Here is a 17,636-nt window from a genome sequence, read left to right as displayed (position 1 = left end):
ATGTGCGGAATTATCGGAATTGTCGGCAAGGACGAAGTCGCGGACCGGCTGGTCGACGGCCTCCGGCGGATGGAATACCGCGGCTATGACAGCGCAGGCGTCTGCACGGTCCACCACGGTGAGCTCGTACGCCGCCGGGCCGAGGGCAAGCTGGGCAATCTGGTGGTCGAACTGGCGCGCAACCCCGCGCCGGGCACGATCGGCATCGCCCACACCCGCTGGGCGACCCACGGCGCGCCGACCACCTCGAACGCCCACCCCCACGCCACCGGCGAGGTCGCGCTGGTCCACAACGGGATCATCGAGAACTTCAAGCCGCTGCGCGACGCCCTGATCGCGCGCGGTCGCCGCTTCGAAAGCGAGACCGATACCGAGGTCGTCGCGCACATGGTCTCCGAACTGGTCGAGGAAGGCGCCAGCCCGCAGGAGGCGGTGCGCAAGGTGCTTCCCCAGCTGCGCGGCGCGTTCGCGCTCGCCATCGCGTTCCGCTCCGCGCCCGACATGCTGATCGGTGCGCGGCTCGGCTCGCCGCTGGTCGTCGGCTATGGGGAGGGCGAGACCTATCTCGGCTCCGATGCGCTGGCGCTGGCCCCGCTGACCCAGAAGGTCACGTACCTCGATGAAGGCGACTGGGTCGTCATCACCCGCGAGGGCGCGGAAATCTATGACGCGGACAACAATCGCGTCGAGCGCCCCATCGTCGCCTCGGGCGCGACCGCCGCGGCGATCGAGAAGGGCAACTACCGCCACTTCATGCAGAAGGAGATCTTCGAGCAGCCGATCGTCGTCGCCCAGACGCTGCGCAGCTACCTGCGCCGGGTCGACCAGACCGTCGCCTTGCCGCAGATCGACTTCGACCTTTCGACGATCAACCGGGTGACCATCGTCGCCTGCGGGACCAGCTATTACGCCGGGATGGTCGCCAAGTACTGGTTCGAGCAGTTCGCCCGGCTGCCGGTCGACATCGATGTGGCGAGCGAGTTCCGCTACCGCGATCCCGTTCTCGAGCCGGGCGGGCTCGCGCTGTTCATCTCGCAGAGCGGGGAGACCGCCGATACGCTCGCCGCGCTGCGCCACTGCAAGGCGGCGGGGCAGACCATCGCGGTCGTGGTCAACGTGCCGACCAGCACGATGGCGCGCGAGGCGGACCTGCTGCTCCCGACCCACGCCGGGCCGGAGATCGGGGTCGCCTCGACCAAGGCGTTCACCTGCCAGCTCGCGGTGCTTGCCGCACTGGCCGCGCACCTCGCGGTCAAGCGCGGGCGGCTGACCCGCGCGGAAGAGGCCGACATCGTCGACCAGCTCGCCGAAGCGCCCGCCTGCCTCAACGCCGCGCTCGCCTTCGACGAGGCGATCGCCGCGATGGCGCACCTCATCGCCCCGGCGCGCGACGTGCTCTACCTGGGCCGCGGGCCGGACTATCCGCTCGCGCTTGAGGGCGCGCTGAAGCTCAAGGAAATCAGCTACATCCACGCCGAGGGCTATGCCTCCGGCGAGATGAAGCACGGCCCCATCGCGCTGATCGACGAGGCCGTGCCGGTGATCGTCCTCGCGCCGTCGGGCCCGCTGTTCGAGAAGACCGTCAGCAACATGCAGGAGGTCCGCGCGCGCGGCGGCAAGATCGTGCTGATTTCCGACGCGGAAGGGCTGGCCGAGGCTGGCGAGGGCTGCCTCGCGACCATCGAGATGCCACGAGTCCACCCGCTGATCGCGCCGCTGGTCTATGCGGTGCCGGTCCAGCTGCTTGCCTACCACGTCGCCGTCGCCAAGGGCACCGACGTCGACCAGCCGCGCAATCTGGCCAAGAGCGTCACCGTCGAATGACCATCGTCGGCGGGCTCCTGATTTTCGCGGCGATCTGGTTCGCCGTCGACAGGGCGACCCGCAACCATCCCGGTCGCAAGGCCCGCGACGAACAGTTGAACGGACCATGGCCGACACCGACCGGGCGCGACGGCGATTCCGGCGGCTGGGGCGGCGAGGACGATGCGGACGCGGAGGACGGAGACGACGGGGACTCGGGTGATTCCGGCGGCGATTCCGGCGGGGACGGCGGGGGAGACGGCGGCGGCGACTGAGCGCGGGCGGAAACCCTGCTGCGGGCGCTACTTACCATTGATAAACCATTGCGGCGTATCCCCGCAGTCGTGAAACCGTCTCTCTCCTCCGTGGCGCTGCCCAAGGAACTGCCGACCCTGGCAGTGCTGGGCCTTTCCAACCCCACGGACGGCGACTGGGGACGGCTGCGCGGCCTGCAGTATTCGAGCCTCGCCAAGGTCACCGTCGCGCGGCTGCTTGCCCATGCGCTCGCTGCGGTCCTCGTGGTCCAGCTGTTCCTGTTCAAGGTCCATCCCGCGCTGCTGTTCGGGTGGCTCGGCCTGCTCGTCGCCTCGCTGTACAACGGCGCCAAGTTCGACCGCAGCCTGAGCGATGCCGACCGCCGCCGGATGACCCGCGCGGAAATGCAGAAGCAGACGTTCAGCGCGGCGATGAACGCCGTGGTGTGGACCGTCCCGCTCCTCCTGTTCACCCGCTGGGGCTCGGCCGCGGACAGCCTGGTGATGTGGACCATCGTCGCCATGCTGATGACCGCGATGGCGGTCGCGCTGGCGATCGTGCCGCTCGGCACCATCGTGTTCAGCCTGATCGTCGGCCTGGCCGGGATCGCGACCTTCGCGCTGCAGGGCCAGTTCGTCACCGCCGGGATCGTTTCGGTCTTCGTGATCATCGTCTGCGTCGGCACGATCGAAGCGGCGCGGGTCTATCTCGCCTCCAAGGTTGCCGAGGCCGGGATGGCCGAAAAGGCCGAGGTCGTCTCGCTGCTGCTGCGCGAGTTCGAGGAGGGCGAGGCGGACTGGCTGTGGCAGATCGACGCCTCGCGCCGGGTCCGCTCGGTCAGCCCGCGCTTCGCCTTTGCGCTCGGGCTCGACCCCGAGGACGCCGACGGCCAGTCGCTGATCCAGCTGATCGCCGGCCCGTCGTGGGACAGCGGCCACTTCCATTCCTCGCTCCACGACCTCGCCGAACGGCTCAAGCGGCGCGAGAGCTTTTCCAACCTGCTGGTCCGCGTGACCCTGCGCGGCGAGCACCGCTGGTGGGAGCTCTCGGCCTCGCCTCGGCTCGACGAGAACGGCAGCTTCGACGGCTTCCGCGGGGTCGGCTCCGACGTCACCGAGCAGCGCGAGAGCGCCGACAAGATCGCCTATCTCGCCCGCTACGACACCCTGACCGGCCTGCCCAACCGCCTGATGCTGACCGAGACGCTGGGCGAGGCGATGCGTTATGCCGACCAGTGGCGAACGCGCTGCGCCTTCCTGATGATCGACCTCGACCGGTTCAAGGCGGTCAACGATACCCTCGGTCACCTCGTCGGCGACCAGCTGCTGGCGCGGGTCTCGGACCGGCTCAAGGGGCTGATGAGCGAGAACGAGCTGTGCGGCCGCCTTGGCGGCGACGAGTTCGCCATCGTCATCCGCGACGCCTCCGACTTCCAGCGCGTCAACGCCATCGCCCGCGCGGTGATCGAAACGCTGTCGCAGCCTTACGAGATCGACCACCACACGCTCTATGTCGGCGCCTCGGTGGGTTCGGCGCTCGGCCCGCGAGACGGGGCGACCGTCGAGACTCTGATGCGCAACGCCGACCTCGCGCTATACCGCTCGAAGGACGAAGGCGGAGGCCAGCACTTCAATTACGAGCCCGCGCTCCACGCCCATGCCGAGGAACGCCGCCAGCTCGAATTCTCGCTGCGCCGCGCGCTCGAGAATGGCGAGTTCTTCGTGGTCTACCAGCCGGTCGTCGACGCGATCACCGAGCAAGTGGTCAGCTTCGAGGCGCTGCTGCGCTGGAACAGCCCGGAGCATGGCTTCGTCAGCCCCGCCAAGTTCATCCCGCTCGCCGAGGACACCCGCCTGATCGTGCCGATCGGCGAATGGGTGCTGCGCGAGGCCTGCCGCGAGGCGACCAACTGGCCCGACAACGTCCGCATCGCGGTCAACGTCTCGGGCGAGCAGCTGCTCGACCCCGCGTTTGCCGGCACCGTCGTCAGCGCGCTGGCGCAGAGTGGCCTGCCACCGCACCGGCTGGAGATCGAGGTCACCGAAAGCATCTTCGTCCGCGACGGGACCACCTCGCAGGCGACGCTCGAGCAGATCATGGGGCTGGGCTGCGGGGTCGCGCTCGACGACTTCGGGACAGGGTATTCCTCGCTCGGCTACCTGCGCAAGATGCGTTTCACCACGATCAAGGTCGACCGCAGCTTCGTCCAGGGCGCGGCCAACAGCACGCCCGAAAGCCTTGCGATCATCCGTGCTGTCGTCGCCATGGCCGACGCGCTCGACATGACCACGACGGCCGAAGGCGTGGAGACGGAAACCGAGCTCGCGATGATCCGCAAGCTCGGCTGCACCAAGATCCAGGGCTACTTCTTCGGCCGCCCGATGATGGGCAACGACGCCCGCAGCCTGTTCACCCAGGCCGCGTTCCTGCAACAGCGCGGCGCAGCCTGAGCTAGCCGGCGGCCGTTAAACCAGCTGCTCTGCGAAAACGCATCGTCATTGCGAGGCCGAAGGCCGCGGCAATCCAGAGCATTCCCGCGCACTGGATTGCTTCGTCGCTGCGCTCCTCGCAATGACGCCGAAGTTCGGTCGCGTCGCGATCACTGACCCGGCGAGGGCGGAACCGGCATGGGCACCGACGGAACCGCCGGCGCGAACTCCGGCCTCGATCCGGGCGGCGGCGGGGGCGGGCATTCGCCGATCCGCTCGCCCTTGATCTTGATCTTGCCGGTGGTCTTGGCTTCCATGGTGAAGGGATTGCCGCCCTCGGTGCCCTTGAAGCTGAAGTTGTAGTCGGCCTCGCCGGTCAGGTCGATCAGTGTCTCGGCGACCTTGCCCTCGATTGCGAGCGATCCGCCCCCTTCGCCGGTCATCGGCGCGCCCTTGCCCTTGCCGCTGCCGCTCACCTTCAGCGACACGTTCTCGCCATCGACGTCGAAGCGTTCGAGGTCGAACTTGCCGTTGTTCTCCTTGGCGAACTTCTCGAGCTCTTCCTTGAACTTCTTCTCGTTCTCCGGCTTGGCGAGTTCGCCAAGGCCCTTGTCGAACTCGTCCCAGAAGTTCGCCGGACCGCACAGGTTGGTCTCGGTCGAGAAGCGGACGTAGCCGTCATCGCCGCTCGGATTGGCCTCGAAACTCATCTTCCAGCGCCCCTGCTTGGGGTGCTTCATTTCCTTGAGCTCGGCCCCGAACTCCGCCAGCGAGATCGCGCCGTCGCCGTTGCGGTCGGCACCGCCCTTGCCCATGCTGCCCGAGCAGCTCCCCAGCGCGAGTGCGGCTGCGACGACGAACACGGACGCACCGGTCCGCAGCGAAAATCTGGATGCCATAAGTCCCCCTCCGGCGCGCCTGCGCCACAGGGAAGACTAGCGCGGGACCGCCCCGGCGCCAGCCCGAATCGTATCCGATCAGGCGGAGACCAGTCCTGCGATGACGCTTTCGAACAGCGCCCTGCCGTCGCTGCCGCCGTGGGCCGGCTCGATCATCCGTTCGGGGTGCGGCATCATGCCGAGCACGTTGCCGCGCTCGTTCAGCACCCCGGCGATGTCGCGGGCCGAGCCGTTGACGCTGCCGAGATAGCGGAACGCCACGCGGCCTTCGCCCTCCAGCCGGTCGAGCGTCGCGTCGTCGGCGAAGTAGTTGCCGTCGTGGTGCGCGACCGGGATCGTGATCTCCTGGCCCTGCTCATAGTGGCTGGTGAACAGCGACTGGCTGTTCTCCACCCGCAGCCGCACGTCGCGGCAGACGAAGCGGATGCCGGCGTTGCGCATCAGCGCGCCGGGCAGCAGCCCGGATTCGGTCAGCACCTGGAAGCCGTTGCACACCCCCAGCACCGCGACCCCGCGCTCCGCCGCGGCGATCACCGATTGCATCACCGGACTGCGCGCCGCCATCGCGCCCGAGCGCAGGTAGTCGCCATAGGAGAACCCGCCCGGCAGCGCGATCAGGTCGAGGCCGTCGGGAAGCGCCGCATCGCCGTGCCACACCCGGTGGACCGTGCCGCCCGAAATCTGCTCGATCGCCACCGCCATGTCGCGGTCGCAGTTGGAGCCGGGGAAGGTGACGACCGCGGCGGTAAAGCCGGACATTACGCCGCGACCCGTTCGAAGCGGAAGTTCTCGATGACCATGTTGGTCAGGAGCTTGCGGCACATCTCGTCGAGCTGGGCGTCGGTGACGGTCTCGTCGACTTCCAGCTCGATCATCTTGCCCGCGCGGACGTCCTTGACCCCGTGGATGCCGAGGTGCTCGATCGAGTGGTGGATCGCCCGGCCCTGCGGGTCGAGGACCCCGTTCTTGAGGCTGACGAAGACGCGGACCTTCATGGGGCGGGACCTTTCGGGAGCAGGGGAGTCGCTTGGCCGCGCCTATGCCGCCGGGGCGGCAAAAGGGCAAGGGCGGCGCAGCCCCGATCCCTCAAACCAACCCGATCCGCTTCGCGTAAGCCTCCAGCGCATTGAGCGTGGCCGCCTCGTCCTGCCCCTTCTCGGCGATGTCGAGGTCGGACCACACGGTCACCACCACGCGGTCGACGCCGCGCTCGGCCAGCTGGTCGATTTCGTCGCGCTCGATCATCCCGCGCGGGTGGATCATGCCGTATGTAAAGGGCTCGTCCTCGCGCCCGTACTCCTTCAGGTAGTCCTGCACCGTGGGAATCAGGTCCGGCGTGCCGTACCAGCCGTTGCCGAGCCGCGCCGCGCGTTTCGCCCCCGCCTCGCCCATCCCGCCGACGTGGATCGGCAGCGGTCGCTGGAGCGGCTTGGGCTCGAACCCGATCGGCGGGAAATCATAGAATTCGCCGTGGAACTCGGGAAAGTCCTGCTCGAACAGCGCACGCAGGCAGCGGATGGTCTCGTCCATCTTGCGCCCGCGCTTCTTCCACTCGTTGCCGGTGAACTGATATTCGTAGGGCGTCCAGCCGAGCCCGACGCCCAGGTCGAAGCGCCCGCCGGAGAGCACGTCGAGCGAGGCGATCGTCCGCCCGACGAGGATCGCCTCGCGCAGCGCCAGCATGTAGATCCCGATCCCCAGCCGAACCCGCGTGGTCGCCGCCGCGACATGGCTGAGCACGATCATCGGATCGAGGAACGGCGTCTCCGGCCGAAACGGCACGAGGTCCGGCGTCCCACCCTCGCCATGCTTCACCACCGAGGGATAGAGCGTCCACCAGTCGTCGTTATTGGGAAGGCAGACGTGCTCGCCCGACCAGATCGATTCGAAACCCAGCTCCTCGGCCAGCTGGGCGAAGCGGATCGTCAGGTCCGGACGGACCGGCACGATATTGAGCCCGACCTTGAGCGGCAGCGCCATCGACTCTCTCCCCGGCGTCGGAACGCGCCATGGAAGAAAGCTGACGGTGCGTCAGGTTGGAGTCAAGCCGGCTACTTCGCCGGTGCCTCCGCGCCTTCGGGCAGAACCACCACCTGCACGGCCTTCGCCGGATCGAGATAGCGCCGCGCCATCGCCTGCACGTCGGCCGCGGTCAGCGCGGAGAGCCGTTCGCGCGCCTTCAGGTAGCGGCCGATCCGGTCCGCCTCGCTCTGCGCCCGATCGACCAGCGAGAGCCACCCGGCGTTGCTCTTGAGCGCGTTGTCGAGCGTCTCCAGCATCGGAGCGCGGGCGCGCTGGAGCACGTCGTCGCTGACGGGCGCGGCGATCAGCGCGCGGATCGTCTCGTCCAGCGCCGCGCGGGTCGCGGCGACGTCGTTGACATCGACCGAGGCGGTCAGCGCAAAGGTGCCATAGCCCGGCCACGTCCGCGACGGGCTGCTGGCCGAGCCCGGCGAATAGGACTTGCCGAGCTTTTCGCGGATCGTTTCGACCAGTTCGATCTCCACCACGCTTTCGAGCAGCTTGAGCTTCTGCGACTCGATCGGATCGGCGTCGTCGCGGGTCGGCCAAGTGTAGCGGATCAGCGCCTGGCTGGGGTCGCCGGTGTGGCGCAGCACGGTCAGCCCGCGCTTCGCGGTGAAGCTGCGGTCGCGGTTGTCGGCGTGGGGCAGGAAGTCCGACTCGCGCGGGGGGAGCGCGCCGAAGGTCCTGGCGACCAGCGCGATCACCGCGTCCTCGTCGATGTCGCCGACCACGCCGATCTCGATCGCCCCGTGGGCCAGCCGGTCGCCGATCCCCGCCTTGAGCGTGTCATAGCCGAGTGTCCGGTAGGCCGCCTCGGGCTGGAGCGAGAAGCGCGGGTCGTTGTCGGACAGCACCGCGCCGAGCTGGTTCGACAGCGAGGCCCCCGGCGTCGCCCGGAGCCGCGCAAAGAAATTGGCGACGTTCTGGCGATAGAGCTGCTCGCCCTCGGGCCGGTACCCCGGGTCGGTCACGAACGCGGCCAGCAGCTGGAGCTGGAGTTCGAGATCGCGCGGCGTCGTCGCGGCAGTCGCGGCAAAGACGTCACCGTCGGTCCGCAGTCCGGCGGACACCGCGCGGCCCGCCAGCAGCGTCTGCAGTTCGTCCTGGCTGTGCTTGCCGAGGCCCCCGGCGGCGAACATGTCGAGCATCTCGGTCGCCAGCGGCTGGGCCTTCGTATCCATCAGGTCGCCGCCGTCGAGCGAGAGCGAGACCAGCACCTGGTTCTGCGCGAGGTCGGTCTTCTTGAGATTGAGCCGCACGCCGTTGGCGAAGCGGATCTCGCGGATGCCGAGTTGCGGTTCGACGGTATCGATCGTCACCGCGCCGGGCTGGCCGAAATCGGTGTAGCCGAATGCTCCGGCTTCGGCGGACGCGGGCTTCGCCGGCCTCTGCGCCGCCGCCTTGTCCCACGCCGCCAGCAGCGCCGCCTCACCCCCGGCGGGTGCGGTGCGGCCCTGGAAGCGGATCAGCGGGTCCTTCAGCGGCACCGCCTCGCCCTTCAGGGCATCCAGCACCGCTGCGGGCGTGATCTGCGGGGCGAAAGCGTTGAAGCGTTCGAGCCCGCTTTCGGGCGTGGTCGGGACCTGCTCGTCGCGCACCAGTGCAAGCGCGGCGGCGACCAGCGCGGTGTTGCTGCGGGTGGCCGCACCTGCCGCGGCGTCCTCGATCCCGGTGCGGACATTGGCGACCTGTTCGGCGACCTCCGCCTCGGTGAAGCCAAACGCGAGCGCGCGGAAGTATTCCTCGGCGGCGGCACCCAGCCCTTTGGCCCAGCCGCCGTCGGGGGTGTCGACAATCAGGTTGGTGGTGCGGCCGATCCTGAACACCTCGCTGGTCCCGAACCCGGCGGCGCGGAACGGCGGGTCGACCACGCGGCTGCGGCTCTGCAGGCGGCGGTTGACGATCGCGTAGCCGATCTGGCGGAGGATGTTGCGCTGGCGCACGGCAATGCTGTCCGGCTCGTCGAGCCACGTGCCGTGGCGGGCAACGGTGACCCGCTCGGACAGCGCGGGGTCGACGAAGACGTCGGCGGCGCGTTTCTGCTTGGGATCGACCTTGCCTTCATCGGGCCGCGGGGTCTTCGGCGCGGGCCGCCAGTCGGCAAAGTGGGTGCGGATTGCCTGCTCGACCGCATCGGGATCGAAGTCGCCGACGACGATCACGGTCGCGTTCGCCGGCACGTACTCGCGCTGCCAGAACGCCTTGAGGCTGGCCGCGGTGGCCGCGTTCAGCGTGTCGGCGATGCCCACCGGCAGGCGCTTCGGGTACTTCGCATCCGGGTACTGGAATGCCAGCTGGTCCTCGAGGTTGCGCCGCTGGTAGCCGAGCCCGTCGCGCAGTTCGGACAGCACGACCCCGCGTTCGCGGTTCACCGCCTCCTCGCTGAAGGTCAGTTCGCTCGCGGTTTCGCGGAACAGCATCAGCGCGGTGTCGAGCAGCTTCGCGTCGTTGCGCGGCAGCGAGAGGATGTAGAGCGTCTGCTCGAACCCGGTCTGGGCGTTGGTGTCCGCCCCGAAGGCGAGCCCGTCGCGCTCGAGCAACTTGATCATCTCGCCCTCGGGCACGCGGGTCGAGCCGTTGAACGCCATGTGCTCGACGAAATGCGCGAACCCGCGCTCGCTGTCGGTCTCGTCGAGCGAGCCCGCGCCGATGTCCATCCGCACCTGCGCGGTCCCCGGCGGGGTGCCGTTCTTGCGGATGATGTAGCGCAGCCCGTTGTCGAGCTTGCCGAACCGGAACGCCGGATCGACCGGCAGGTCGCTCTGCTCGAACGCCCAGTCGGGCCCGGGCGCGCTGGCAAGTCCGCCCGGCTGCGCGGCGCAGGCGGCGAGGACGATGAGGAGGGGGAGCGGCAGCAGTTTGCGGGGGATCATCGGGCGTGGTTTGCCCGTCCGCGCGCCGTCATTCAATGGGTTAAGCGCAGCGGTTCACCGCAGCCAGTCCGACACGCCGTAAAGAATCATGGCCGCGCCGAGAAACACCCACCCCCAATGGTGATGGCGCGACAGCGGATAGGCTTCCAGCGACCGGCGTTCCTCGAAAAAGGCTTCGTCTGCGCCGTTCCTGAGTTCGACAAGCCGAACCGCGCGGCGCTCACGGTCCCTCCGCCCGAGCATCCCGCTTCACAGAATGAGGATGACGCCGGCGATCACCAGCACCCACGAGATCAGCATCGCCGCAGCTTGCCCGCCACCAAGAGCGAATGCAACCTTCCGGTCAGCGATCGCTCCGCCGCGGAGCTATCAGTGCGGCTTGGCCTTGCCGCGCAGCTTGCGGTGCGCGCCGAGGTCGAAGACTTCGCTCGGGCCGGAGTCTTCCTGGAGCAGGCCGAGGCGGCGGGCGACTTCCTGGTAGGCCTCTTCCTCGCCGCCGAGGTCGCGGCGGAAGCGGTCCTTGTCGAGCTTTTCGCCGGTGGTCATGTCCCACAGGCGGCAGCCGTCGGGGCTGATCTCGTCGGCGAGGATCACCCGGGCATAGTCGCCGTCCCAGATCCGCCCGAACTCGAGCTTGAAGTCCACCAGGCTGATGTTGATCGCGGCGAACATCCCGCAGAGGAAGTCGTTGACCCGGATCGCCATGCTGGAGATGTCCTGCATCTCCTCGTTGCCCGCCCAGCCGAAGCAGGCGATGTGCTCTTCGGCGATCAGCGGATCGCCCAGCGCGTCGTCCTTGTAGTAGTATTCGATCAGGGTGTGCGGCAGCGGCTCGCCCTCGGGGATGCCGAGGCGCTTGCTGATCGAGCCGGCGGCGATGTTGCGGACGACGACCTCGATCGGGATGATCTCGACCTGCCGGACCAGCTGCTCGCGCATGTTGAGGCGGCGGATGAAGTGGGTCGGGATGCCGATGTGGTTGAGGCGGGTGAACACATACTCGCTGATGCGGTTGTTGATCACGCCCTTGCCGTTGATCGTGCCCTTCTTCTGGGCGTTGAACGCGGTGGCGTCGTCCTTGAAGTACTGGATCAGGGTGCCGGGTTCGGGACCCTCGTAGAGGATCTTGGCCTTGCCTTCGTAGATCTGGCGGCGACGGGACATCACGTGCGTTTCCTTTTCGGCGGGCGCGGGGCCCAGCGGAAATCAAAAACCCCGGCTGACGAAGGAGCCGCAATGCGACTCCGACCGGTGCCGGGGCGTTCTCCCGGCCATTAGGCGAAACCGCGCAAAAGCGCAATTGCGGGCGCGGGGGTGTTCCGTGCGCGGGCTCCCTGCGCTAGGACCCGCGCATGAGCAGCCCTGCCGCCCGCACAGACGCGATCGCCGTCCTCGCCCGCTACTATGCCGCGTTCAATGCCGGCGACCCGCAAGGCATGCTCGACTGCCTCGCCGAGGACGTCGTCCACGACATCAACCAGGGGGCGCGGCAGGATGGCAAGGCGGCGTTCCGCGATTTCCTCGCCCACATGGACCGCTGCTACCGCGAGCGGCTGGAGGGCATCGTGCTGATGGCCAGCGAGGACGGCACCCGCGCCTCGGCCGAATTCGTCGTCCACGGCGAATATCTCGTCACGGACGAGGGCCTGCCCGAGGCCTCGGGCCAGACCTATGTCCTGCCCGCCGGCGCGTTCTTCGAGATCGCGGGCGGGCTGATCCGCCGCGTGACGGTGTACTACAACCTCGCGGACTGGACCGCGCAGGTCGGCGGGTGAGCATTGCGGTCCGCACCCTGACCGGCGCGGAAGTGGCCGCGGCGCTGGGTGACCTCGCCGCGCTGCGGATCGCGGTCTTCGCGGCGTTTCCCTACCTCTACGACGGCGACCTCGCCTATGAGGCCGACTATATCCGCGAGTTCGCGGACGAGCCCGGGTCGGTGATCGTCGCTGCGTTCGACGGCGCGCGGATCGTCGGCGCGGCAACCGCCTCGCCGATGGCGGCGCAGAAGGCCGAGTTCCAGGCCCCGTTCACGGCGCGCGGGCTGGACGCCCGGCGGCTGTTCTATTTCGGGGAAAGCGTCCTGCTTCCCGAGTACCGCGGCCATGGCATCGGCCACGCGTTCTTCGACCACCGCGAGGCGGCGGCCCGCGCGGGCGGGGCGAATGCGGTGTGCTTTGCCGCCGTGGTGCGGCCGGAGGACCACCCGGCGCGGCCCGCAGGCTACCGGCCGCTCGATGCGTTCTGGACGAAGCGCGGCTATGCACCCGTCGCGGGCGTCGTGACCGAGCTGGCATGGAAGGAACACGGCGAAGCGGGCGAAAGCCCCAAGCCGATGCAGTACTGGCTCCGCCAATGGTGAGCTTCACCGTCGCCGCCGCGCAGTACCCGATCGAGCGGCTGGCCGACTGGGCGGCCTATGAGGCGAAGCTGTCGCGCTGGGTGGGCGAGGCTGCGGCCGCCGGTGCGGCGCTGGCGGTGTTTCCCGAATACGGCGCGATGGAGCTCGCCTCGCTCGATCCCGCCAGCGCGGGCGACCTCGCCGGCTCGCTCGCCTTCGTCGCTTCGCTGCTGCCGCGGGTCGATGCGCTGCACGCCCGGCTGGCGGCGGAGAGCGGGCTCCACATCCTCGCCGCGAGCGCGCCGCGCCTTGATCCGGACGGGCGCTACCGCAACGCCGCACGGCTGTTCGCGCCGGGTGGCAGGTCGGGCACGCAGGACAAGCTGGTGATGACCCGGTTCGAGCGCGAGCAATGGGGCGTTTCGGCGGGTGCGGGGCTCAAGGTATTCGACACCGCGCTCGGCCGGCTCGCGGTGAGCATCTGCTACGACAGCGAGTTCCCCCTGCTCGCCCGCGCCCAGGTCGAGGCGGGGGCGGAGGTGCTGCTGGTGCCGTCGTGCACCGACGCGCTCCACGGCTACTGGCGGGTGCGGATCGGGGCGCAGGCGCGGGCCCTGGAAGGGCAGTGCTACGCCGTCCACAGCCCGACGGTGGGCGAGGCGGAGTGGTCGCCCGCGGTCGACGTCAACCGCGGAGCGGCGGCGGTCTATGGCCCGCCCGACCGGGGCTTGCCCGAAGACGGCGTGGTCGCGCTGGGCGAACTCGACCGGGCGCAGTGGGTGCTCGCGGAGATCGACACGGACCGGGTCGCGGAGCTGCGCCGCGACGGCGGCGTGCTCAACAGCCGGCACTGGAGCGAACAGCCGGGCGCAGCGGCGTTGCCGGCGGTGGAGGTTGTCGAGCTGCGTTAGGTTGGTTGCAAGCGTAACCGCCTGCGGATAGGAGCCGGGCAGGGGTCAGCCGCAGAGGAACGGGCAATTTCGATGGATGCCGCCGAACAGGTCCACCAGCAATTTCTCGCCGCGCTGGACGCTGCAAAGTCCGGGGGCTTGCCGCGCCGCGCCTCGAACCTCGGCCTCGCCGACGTCGGCCTTGCGCCCGACCGCGCCGCCGCGCTGCTGCGCTCGCAGATCACCAGCCGCCAGCTCGACCGGCTCTCGCGCAAGCTCCAGGCGCGGGGCGAGGGCTTCTACACGATCGGCAGCTCGGGCCACGAAGGCAACGCCGCGCTGGCCGAGGCGCTGCGGGCCGACGACATCGCCTTCCTCCACTACCGCGACGCCGCGTTCCAGGTCCACCGCGCGGGCCGCGTGCCGGGCGAGAACCCGATGTGGGACATGCTGCTGTCGTTCACCGCATCGGCCGAAGACCCCATTTCCGGCGGACGGCACAAGGTGCTCGGCTCGAAGCGGCTGATGATCCCGCCGCAGACCTCGACCATCGCCAGCCACCTGCCCAAGGCGGTCGGCGCGGCGTTTTCCATCGGCATCGCCCGGCGGATCGGGGTGGAAGGCGCACTGGCGCAGGACGGGGTCGTGCTGGCGAGCTTCGGCGACGCCTCGGCCAACCACTCGACCGCGCTGGGGGCGTTCAACACCGCGGCGTGGGCGGCGTTCCAGGGCACCCCGCTGCCGCTGGTGTTCCTGTGCGAGGACAACGGCATCGGCATTTCCACCCGCACCCCGCCGGGCTGGATCGAGGCGAACTTCTCCACCCGCGCGGGCCTGCACTACATCGCCTGCGACGGCTGCGACATGGCCGACGCCTATCGCGGCGCGGCCGAGGCGGCGGCGTTTGCAAGGGCTGAGAAGAAACCGGTGTTCCTCCACATGAAGACGGTGCGGCTCTATGGCCACGCCGGCAACGACGTGCAGGGCACCTATCTCTCCAAGGCCGAGATCGCCCGCGACGAGGCCCGCGATCCGCTGCTCGCCGGCGTGGCTTTGCTGGCCGAAGAAGGGGTGATGTCACCCTCCGAGGTCCGCGAACTTTACGAGGGCATCGGCGAGACGCTCGCCCGCCAGGCGGAACTCGCGATTGCCCGGCCCAAGCTGCCCGATTCCGCAGCGGTGATGGCGAGCATCGTCCCGCCGAAGCTCGACCGCCCAGCATCGCGGGTCGATCCGGCGCGGCGCAAGGCGCTGTTCGCCGACGACGCGGCGCAGATGGAAAAGCCGCAGCACATGGCGAAGCTGGTGTCGTGGGCGCTGGCCGACGTGCTGCTCGAAAACCCCAATGCCTTCGTCGCGGGCGAGGACGTCGGGCCCAAGGGCGGAGTCTACGCCTGCACCGCCAAGCTCCACCAGCGCTTCGGCGCGGCGCGGGTGGTCAACACCCTGCTCGACGAACAGGCGATCCTCGGCCTCGCCATCGGCGCGGCACACAACGCCCTGCTGCCGATCCCCGAGATCCAGTTCCTCGCCTATGTCCACAACGCCGAAGACCAGATCCGCGGCGAGGCGGCGACGCTGTCGTTCTTCTCGAACGGCCAGTTCACCAACCCGATGGTCATCCGCATCGCCGGCCTGCCGTACCAGAAGGGCTTCGGCGGGCACTTCCACAACGACAACAGCCTCGCCGTCTTCCGCGACATTCCCGGCGTGATCCTCGCCGTGCCCTCGAACGGGCGCGATGCGGTGCTGATGCTGCGCGAATGTGTGCGGCTGGCGCGCGAGGAGCAGCGCGTGGTCGTGCTGGTCGAGCCGATCGCGCTCTACATGACCCGTGACCTCCACGATGCGGGGGATGGCGGCTGGACGCACCTCTATCCCGAGCCCGGCAGCGAGGAGATCCGCCTCGGCCAGATCGGCGTGCACGGCGACGGGCGCGACCTCGCGCTCGTCAGCTACGGCAACGGGCATTACCTGTCGCGGCAGGCGGAAAAGTTGCTGGCACAGCAGGGCGTGCGCGCCCGCTGCATCGACCTGCGCTGGCTCGCCCCGCTGGCGGAGGATGCGCTGCTTGCGGCCACTCGTGACTGCGCTGCGGTGCTGATCGTCGACGAATGCCGGGTGACGGGCTCCCAGAGCGAGGCGCTGATGGCGCTTTATGGCGAACGTGATCCGGGCCGGAACGTGGCGCGCATCGCCGCCGACGACAGCTTCATCCCGCTCGCCCGCGCTGCCACCCACACCCTGCCGAGCCGCGACGGGATTGTCGCCCGGGCGCTGGAGCTGGTCCGTGGGTAAGGAGAAAGTCCTCGTCGTGTGCCCGGGCCGGGGCACTTACAACGCCCCCGAACTCGGCTACCTCGCGCGGCACCATGCGGGGTCGGAGGGACTGTCGCGGTTCGACGCGCTGCGGGCCGGGGCGGGCAAGCCGACGCTGAGTGAACTCGACGGCATGGCGAAGTTCGACCCAGCACTTCATGCACGCGGCGACGTCGCCGCGCCGCTGATCCACGCCTGCGCCTACCTCGATTACCTTGCGCTGGACCGCGAGCGGTTCGAGGTCGTTGCCGTCACCGGCAACTCGATGGGCTGGTACACCGCGCTCGCCTGCGCCGGGGCGGTCGGGGCTGACGAGGCGTTCCGGATCGCCGACGCGATGGGCGTGAACTCGCAGGCCCATGCCCCCGGCGGGCAGGCGGTGCTGGTGCTCGCGGGCGACGACTGGCGGGTCGATCCGGCGCTGCTGCAAGCGGTCGAAGCGGCGATGGCGCGGCACGGCGTGCTACCCTCGATCCGGCTCGGCGGGATGCTGGTGGTGGCGGGAAGCGAGGCCGCGCTCGATGCGCTGGCGGGCGACCTCCCCGCGCTGCCCCGTCCGCCGCTGCGCCTCCCCGGCAACGGCCCGTTCCACTCCCCGCTGATGCAGGCGAGCGCCGATGCCGCGCGCGCCGGACTGCCGGCGGACTGGTTCGGACAGCCGCAGCTGCCGTTGATCGACGGGCGCGGCAAGGCGTGGTGGCGGCACGAGACCCGCAGCGACGAATTGTGGGACTACACTTTCGGCGCGCAGATCCTCACGCCTTACGATTTCACCGCCGCCATGACCGTCGCGATCCGCGAGTTCGCACCCGAACGCATCGTCCTCCTCGGCCCCGGCGAGACGCTGGGCGGGGCGATCGGGCAGGTGCTGGTGGCGCTGCGCTGGCAGGGCATCGAGGACAAGGCGGCGTTCACCGCGCGGCAGGAGGCCGACCCGCTGCTGATCGCGATGGGCCGGCCGGGCCAGCGGGCGCTGGTGGTGCGCTAGGTCCCGAAACCGTGGCGGGCGAAAATCGCCTTGCCCTCGGCCGACAGCAGGAAGTCGCGGAAGCCCGCCGCGTCGGGCGAGGCCGACCGCGCCAGGATCGCCAGCGGGTAGGTGATCGGCGGATGGCTGTCCGCGGGGAAGGTGGCGACCACGCGCACCTTGCCGGAAGCCTTCGCATCGGTCGCATAGACCACCCCGAGCGGCGCCTGCCCGCGCTCGACCAGCGCCAGCGCGGCGCGGACGTTCTCGCCTGCGGCAATGCGGCCCTTGACGGCGTCCCACGCGCCGAGCCGGGCGAGCGCGGCCTTGGCATACTTGCCCGCCGGCACCGAATCCGGATCGGCGAGCGCCAGCCGCCCCGTCCCTAGCGCCCCCGCCAGGTCGAACCCCGGCTGCACCGCCAGCGCCGCCGCATTGTCTTTCGCGGCGACTAGCACGAGCGTGTTCGAGAGGAAATCCGTCCGGCTCCCGGCGCGCAGCAGTCCGGCCTTGTCGAGCGTGTCCATCCATTCGATGTCGGCCGAAACGAACAGGTCCGCCGCCGCCCCCGCCTCGACCTGCCGGGCCAGCGCCGAAGTCGCGGCGAACGACAGTACCGGGCGCGGGTGCCCCTTGGCCGCCCAGGCATCCGCCGCCTCTTCCATCGCTTCCTGCACGCTCGACGCGGCGAGCACGATCGGGCCCGGCGCGGGCGGCGAGGGGCGAACGCTGTTGAGCACGACAAACGCGATAATGGCGGCGGCGAGAACGCCCGCCCAGACTTTCCAGTGGCGCATGGGCCGGGTGGATGCAGCACCGCATGATCGCGGTCAATCGC

At 69.5% G+C, this 17,636-nt stretch carries 16 protein-coding genes; 8 read left to right on the top strand and 8 right to left on the bottom strand.

The window, feature by feature from the left end; all coding sequences use genetic code 11:
* The 3 genes from glmS to AC3WLD_RS00155 all read left to right on the top strand — a co-directional run bounded on the left by glmS (window position 1) and on the right by AC3WLD_RS00155 (window position 4,508).
* On the top strand, window positions 1–1,824 hold the full coding sequence (gene glmS / locus AC3WLD_RS00165) for a glutamine--fructose-6-phosphate transaminase (isomerizing) (RefSeq protein ID WP_492554886.1): 1,824 nt from the start codon (window positions 1–3) through the stop codon (window positions 1,822–1,824).
* Window positions 1,821–2,078, top strand: a complete 258-nt coding sequence (locus AC3WLD_RS00160) for a hypothetical protein (protein ID WP_492554885.1) — start codon at window positions 1,821–1,823, stop codon at window positions 2,076–2,078. Before glmS ends, AC3WLD_RS00160 begins: the two co-directional genes overlap by 4 nt.
* A 69-nt stretch (window positions 2,079–2,147) precedes the next feature.
* A complete protein-coding gene (locus AC3WLD_RS00155) occupies window positions 2,148–4,508 on the top strand; it encodes a putative bifunctional diguanylate cyclase/phosphodiesterase (protein WP_492554884.1) in 2,361 nt (786 codons plus the stop codon).
* 149 nt (window positions 4,509–4,657) lie between these two features.
* On the opposite strand, the gene AC3WLD_RS00150 is transcribed toward AC3WLD_RS00155, so the two are convergent.
* The 7 genes from AC3WLD_RS00150 to purC form a co-directional block, all read right to left on the bottom strand.
* Complete coding sequence (locus AC3WLD_RS00150; RefSeq protein WP_492554883.1) at window positions 4,658–5,386, bottom strand: hypothetical protein; 729 nt, start codon at window positions 5,384–5,386, stop codon at window positions 4,658–4,660.
* Window positions 5,387–5,464: 78 nt separating this feature from the next.
* Window positions 5,465–6,145, bottom strand: coding sequence for a phosphoribosylformylglycinamidine synthase subunit PurQ (purQ, locus tag AC3WLD_RS00145; RefSeq protein WP_492554882.1), 681 nt, complete (start codon window positions 6,143–6,145; stop codon window positions 5,465–5,467).
* Window positions 6,145–6,381 (bottom strand): phosphoribosylformylglycinamidine synthase subunit PurS, encoded by a 237-nt coding sequence (purS, locus tag AC3WLD_RS00140; protein ID WP_492554881.1) that lies wholly within the window; start codon window positions 6,379–6,381, stop codon window positions 6,145–6,147. The genes purQ and purS overlap by 1 nt, the downstream gene beginning before the upstream one ends.
* A gap of 91 nt (window positions 6,382–6,472) precedes the next feature.
* Window positions 6,473–7,366: a TIGR03619 family F420-dependent LLM class oxidoreductase gene (locus AC3WLD_RS00135; RefSeq protein ID WP_492554880.1), complete on the bottom strand. Its 894-nt coding sequence runs from the start codon at window positions 7,364–7,366 to the stop codon at window positions 6,473–6,475.
* A gap of 71 nt (window positions 7,367–7,437) precedes the next feature.
* Window positions 7,438–10,284, bottom strand: a complete 2,847-nt coding sequence (locus AC3WLD_RS00130; protein ID WP_492554879.1) for a M16 family metallopeptidase — start codon at window positions 10,282–10,284, stop codon at window positions 7,438–7,440.
* A 54-nt stretch (window positions 10,285–10,338) separates the two neighbouring features.
* Window positions 10,339–10,527 (bottom strand): hypothetical protein, encoded by a 189-nt coding sequence (locus AC3WLD_RS00125; RefSeq protein WP_492554878.1) that lies wholly within the window; start codon window positions 10,525–10,527, stop codon window positions 10,339–10,341.
* A gap of 126 nt (window positions 10,528–10,653) precedes the next feature.
* Window positions 10,654–11,448 (bottom strand): phosphoribosylaminoimidazolesuccinocarboxamide synthase, encoded by a 795-nt coding sequence (purC, locus tag AC3WLD_RS00120; protein ID WP_492554877.1) that lies wholly within the window; start codon window positions 11,446–11,448, stop codon window positions 10,654–10,656.
* A gap of 188 nt (window positions 11,449–11,636) precedes the next feature.
* Between purC and AC3WLD_RS00115 the strand changes: the two genes are divergently transcribed.
* The 5 genes from AC3WLD_RS00115 (at window position 11,637) to AC3WLD_RS00095 (ending at window position 16,819) form a co-directional block, all read left to right on the top strand.
* Complete coding sequence (locus AC3WLD_RS00115) at window positions 11,637–12,059, top strand: ketosteroid isomerase-related protein (protein WP_492554876.1); 423 nt, start codon at window positions 11,637–11,639, stop codon at window positions 12,057–12,059.
* Window positions 12,056–12,643, top strand: a complete 588-nt coding sequence (locus AC3WLD_RS00110) for a GNAT family N-acetyltransferase (protein WP_492554875.1) — start codon at window positions 12,056–12,058, stop codon at window positions 12,641–12,643. Before AC3WLD_RS00115 ends, AC3WLD_RS00110 begins: the two co-directional genes overlap by 4 nt.
* Window positions 12,637–13,533 carry a carbon-nitrogen hydrolase family protein gene (locus AC3WLD_RS00105; RefSeq protein ID WP_492554874.1) on the top strand — a complete coding sequence of 299 codons (897 nt, stop codon included), beginning with the start codon at window positions 12,637–12,639 and terminating at the stop codon, window positions 13,531–13,533. The genes AC3WLD_RS00110 and AC3WLD_RS00105 overlap by 7 nt, the downstream gene beginning before the upstream one ends.
* A gap of 72 nt (window positions 13,534–13,605) precedes the next feature.
* On the top strand, window positions 13,606–15,810 hold the full coding sequence (locus tag AC3WLD_RS00100; protein WP_492554873.1) for a thiamine pyrophosphate-dependent enzyme: 2,205 nt from the start codon (window positions 13,606–13,608) through the stop codon (window positions 15,808–15,810).
* Window positions 15,803–16,819: an ACP S-malonyltransferase gene (locus AC3WLD_RS00095; protein ID WP_492554872.1), complete on the top strand. Its 1,017-nt coding sequence runs from the start codon at window positions 15,803–15,805 to the stop codon at window positions 16,817–16,819. The genes AC3WLD_RS00100 and AC3WLD_RS00095 overlap by 8 nt, the downstream gene beginning before the upstream one ends.
* Here the strand turns inward: AC3WLD_RS00095 and modA are convergent.
* Entirely contained in the window at window positions 16,816–17,595 is a 780-nt protein-coding gene (modA, locus tag AC3WLD_RS00090; RefSeq protein WP_492554871.1) for a molybdate ABC transporter substrate-binding protein, read from the bottom strand. The genes AC3WLD_RS00095 and modA overlap by 4 nt on opposite strands.
* Window positions 17,596–17,636 lie beyond the last annotated feature (41 nt).

The sequence above is a fragment of the Novosphingobium sp. FW305-C-111 genome (assembly GCF_058783565.1).
Note: the sequence above shows the minus strand (reverse complement) of the source record. Positions and strands in the feature narration are given on the sequence as shown.

Excerpts from the sequence above, each read along its gene's own strand:
- glmS (WP_492554886.1), top strand. The coding sequence starts at position 1 with ATGTGCGGAATTATCGGAATTGTCGGCAAGGACGAAGTCGCGGACCGG.
- AC3WLD_RS00160 (WP_492554885.1), top strand. The coding sequence starts at position 1,821 with ATGACCATCGTCGGCGGGCTCCTGATTTTCGCGGCGATCTGGTTCGCC.
- AC3WLD_RS00150 (WP_492554883.1), bottom strand. The coding sequence starts at position 5,386 with ATGGCATCCAGATTTTCGCTGCGGACCGGTGCGTCCGTGTTCGTCGTC.
- purQ (WP_492554882.1), bottom strand. The coding sequence starts at position 6,145 with ATGTCCGGCTTTACCGCCGCGGTCGTCACCTTCCCCGGCTCCAACTGC.
- purS (WP_492554881.1), bottom strand. The coding sequence starts at position 6,381 with ATGAAGGTCCGCGTCTTCGTCAGCCTCAAGAACGGGGTCCTCGACCCG.
- AC3WLD_RS00135 (WP_492554880.1), bottom strand. The coding sequence starts at position 7,366 with ATGGCGCTGCCGCTCAAGGTCGGGCTCAATATCGTGCCGGTCCGTCCG.
- AC3WLD_RS00130 (WP_492554879.1), bottom strand. The coding sequence starts at position 10,284 with ATGATCCCCCGCAAACTGCTGCCGCTCCCCCTCCTCATCGTCCTCGCC.
- AC3WLD_RS00125 (WP_492554878.1), bottom strand. The coding sequence starts at position 10,527 with ATGCTCGGGCGGAGGGACCGTGAGCGCCGCGCGGTTCGGCTTGTCGAA.
- purC (WP_492554877.1), bottom strand. The coding sequence starts at position 11,448 with ATGTCCCGTCGCCGCCAGATCTACGAAGGCAAGGCCAAGATCCTCTAC.
- AC3WLD_RS00115 (WP_492554876.1), top strand. The coding sequence starts at position 11,637 with ATGAGCAGCCCTGCCGCCCGCACAGACGCGATCGCCGTCCTCGCCCGC.
- AC3WLD_RS00105 (WP_492554874.1), top strand. The coding sequence starts at position 12,637 with ATGGTGAGCTTCACCGTCGCCGCCGCGCAGTACCCGATCGAGCGGCTG.
- AC3WLD_RS00100 (WP_492554873.1), top strand. The coding sequence starts at position 13,606 with ATGGATGCCGCCGAACAGGTCCACCAGCAATTTCTCGCCGCGCTGGAC.
- modA (WP_492554871.1), bottom strand. The coding sequence starts at position 17,595 with ATGCGCCACTGGAAAGTCTGGGCGGGCGTTCTCGCCGCCGCCATTATC.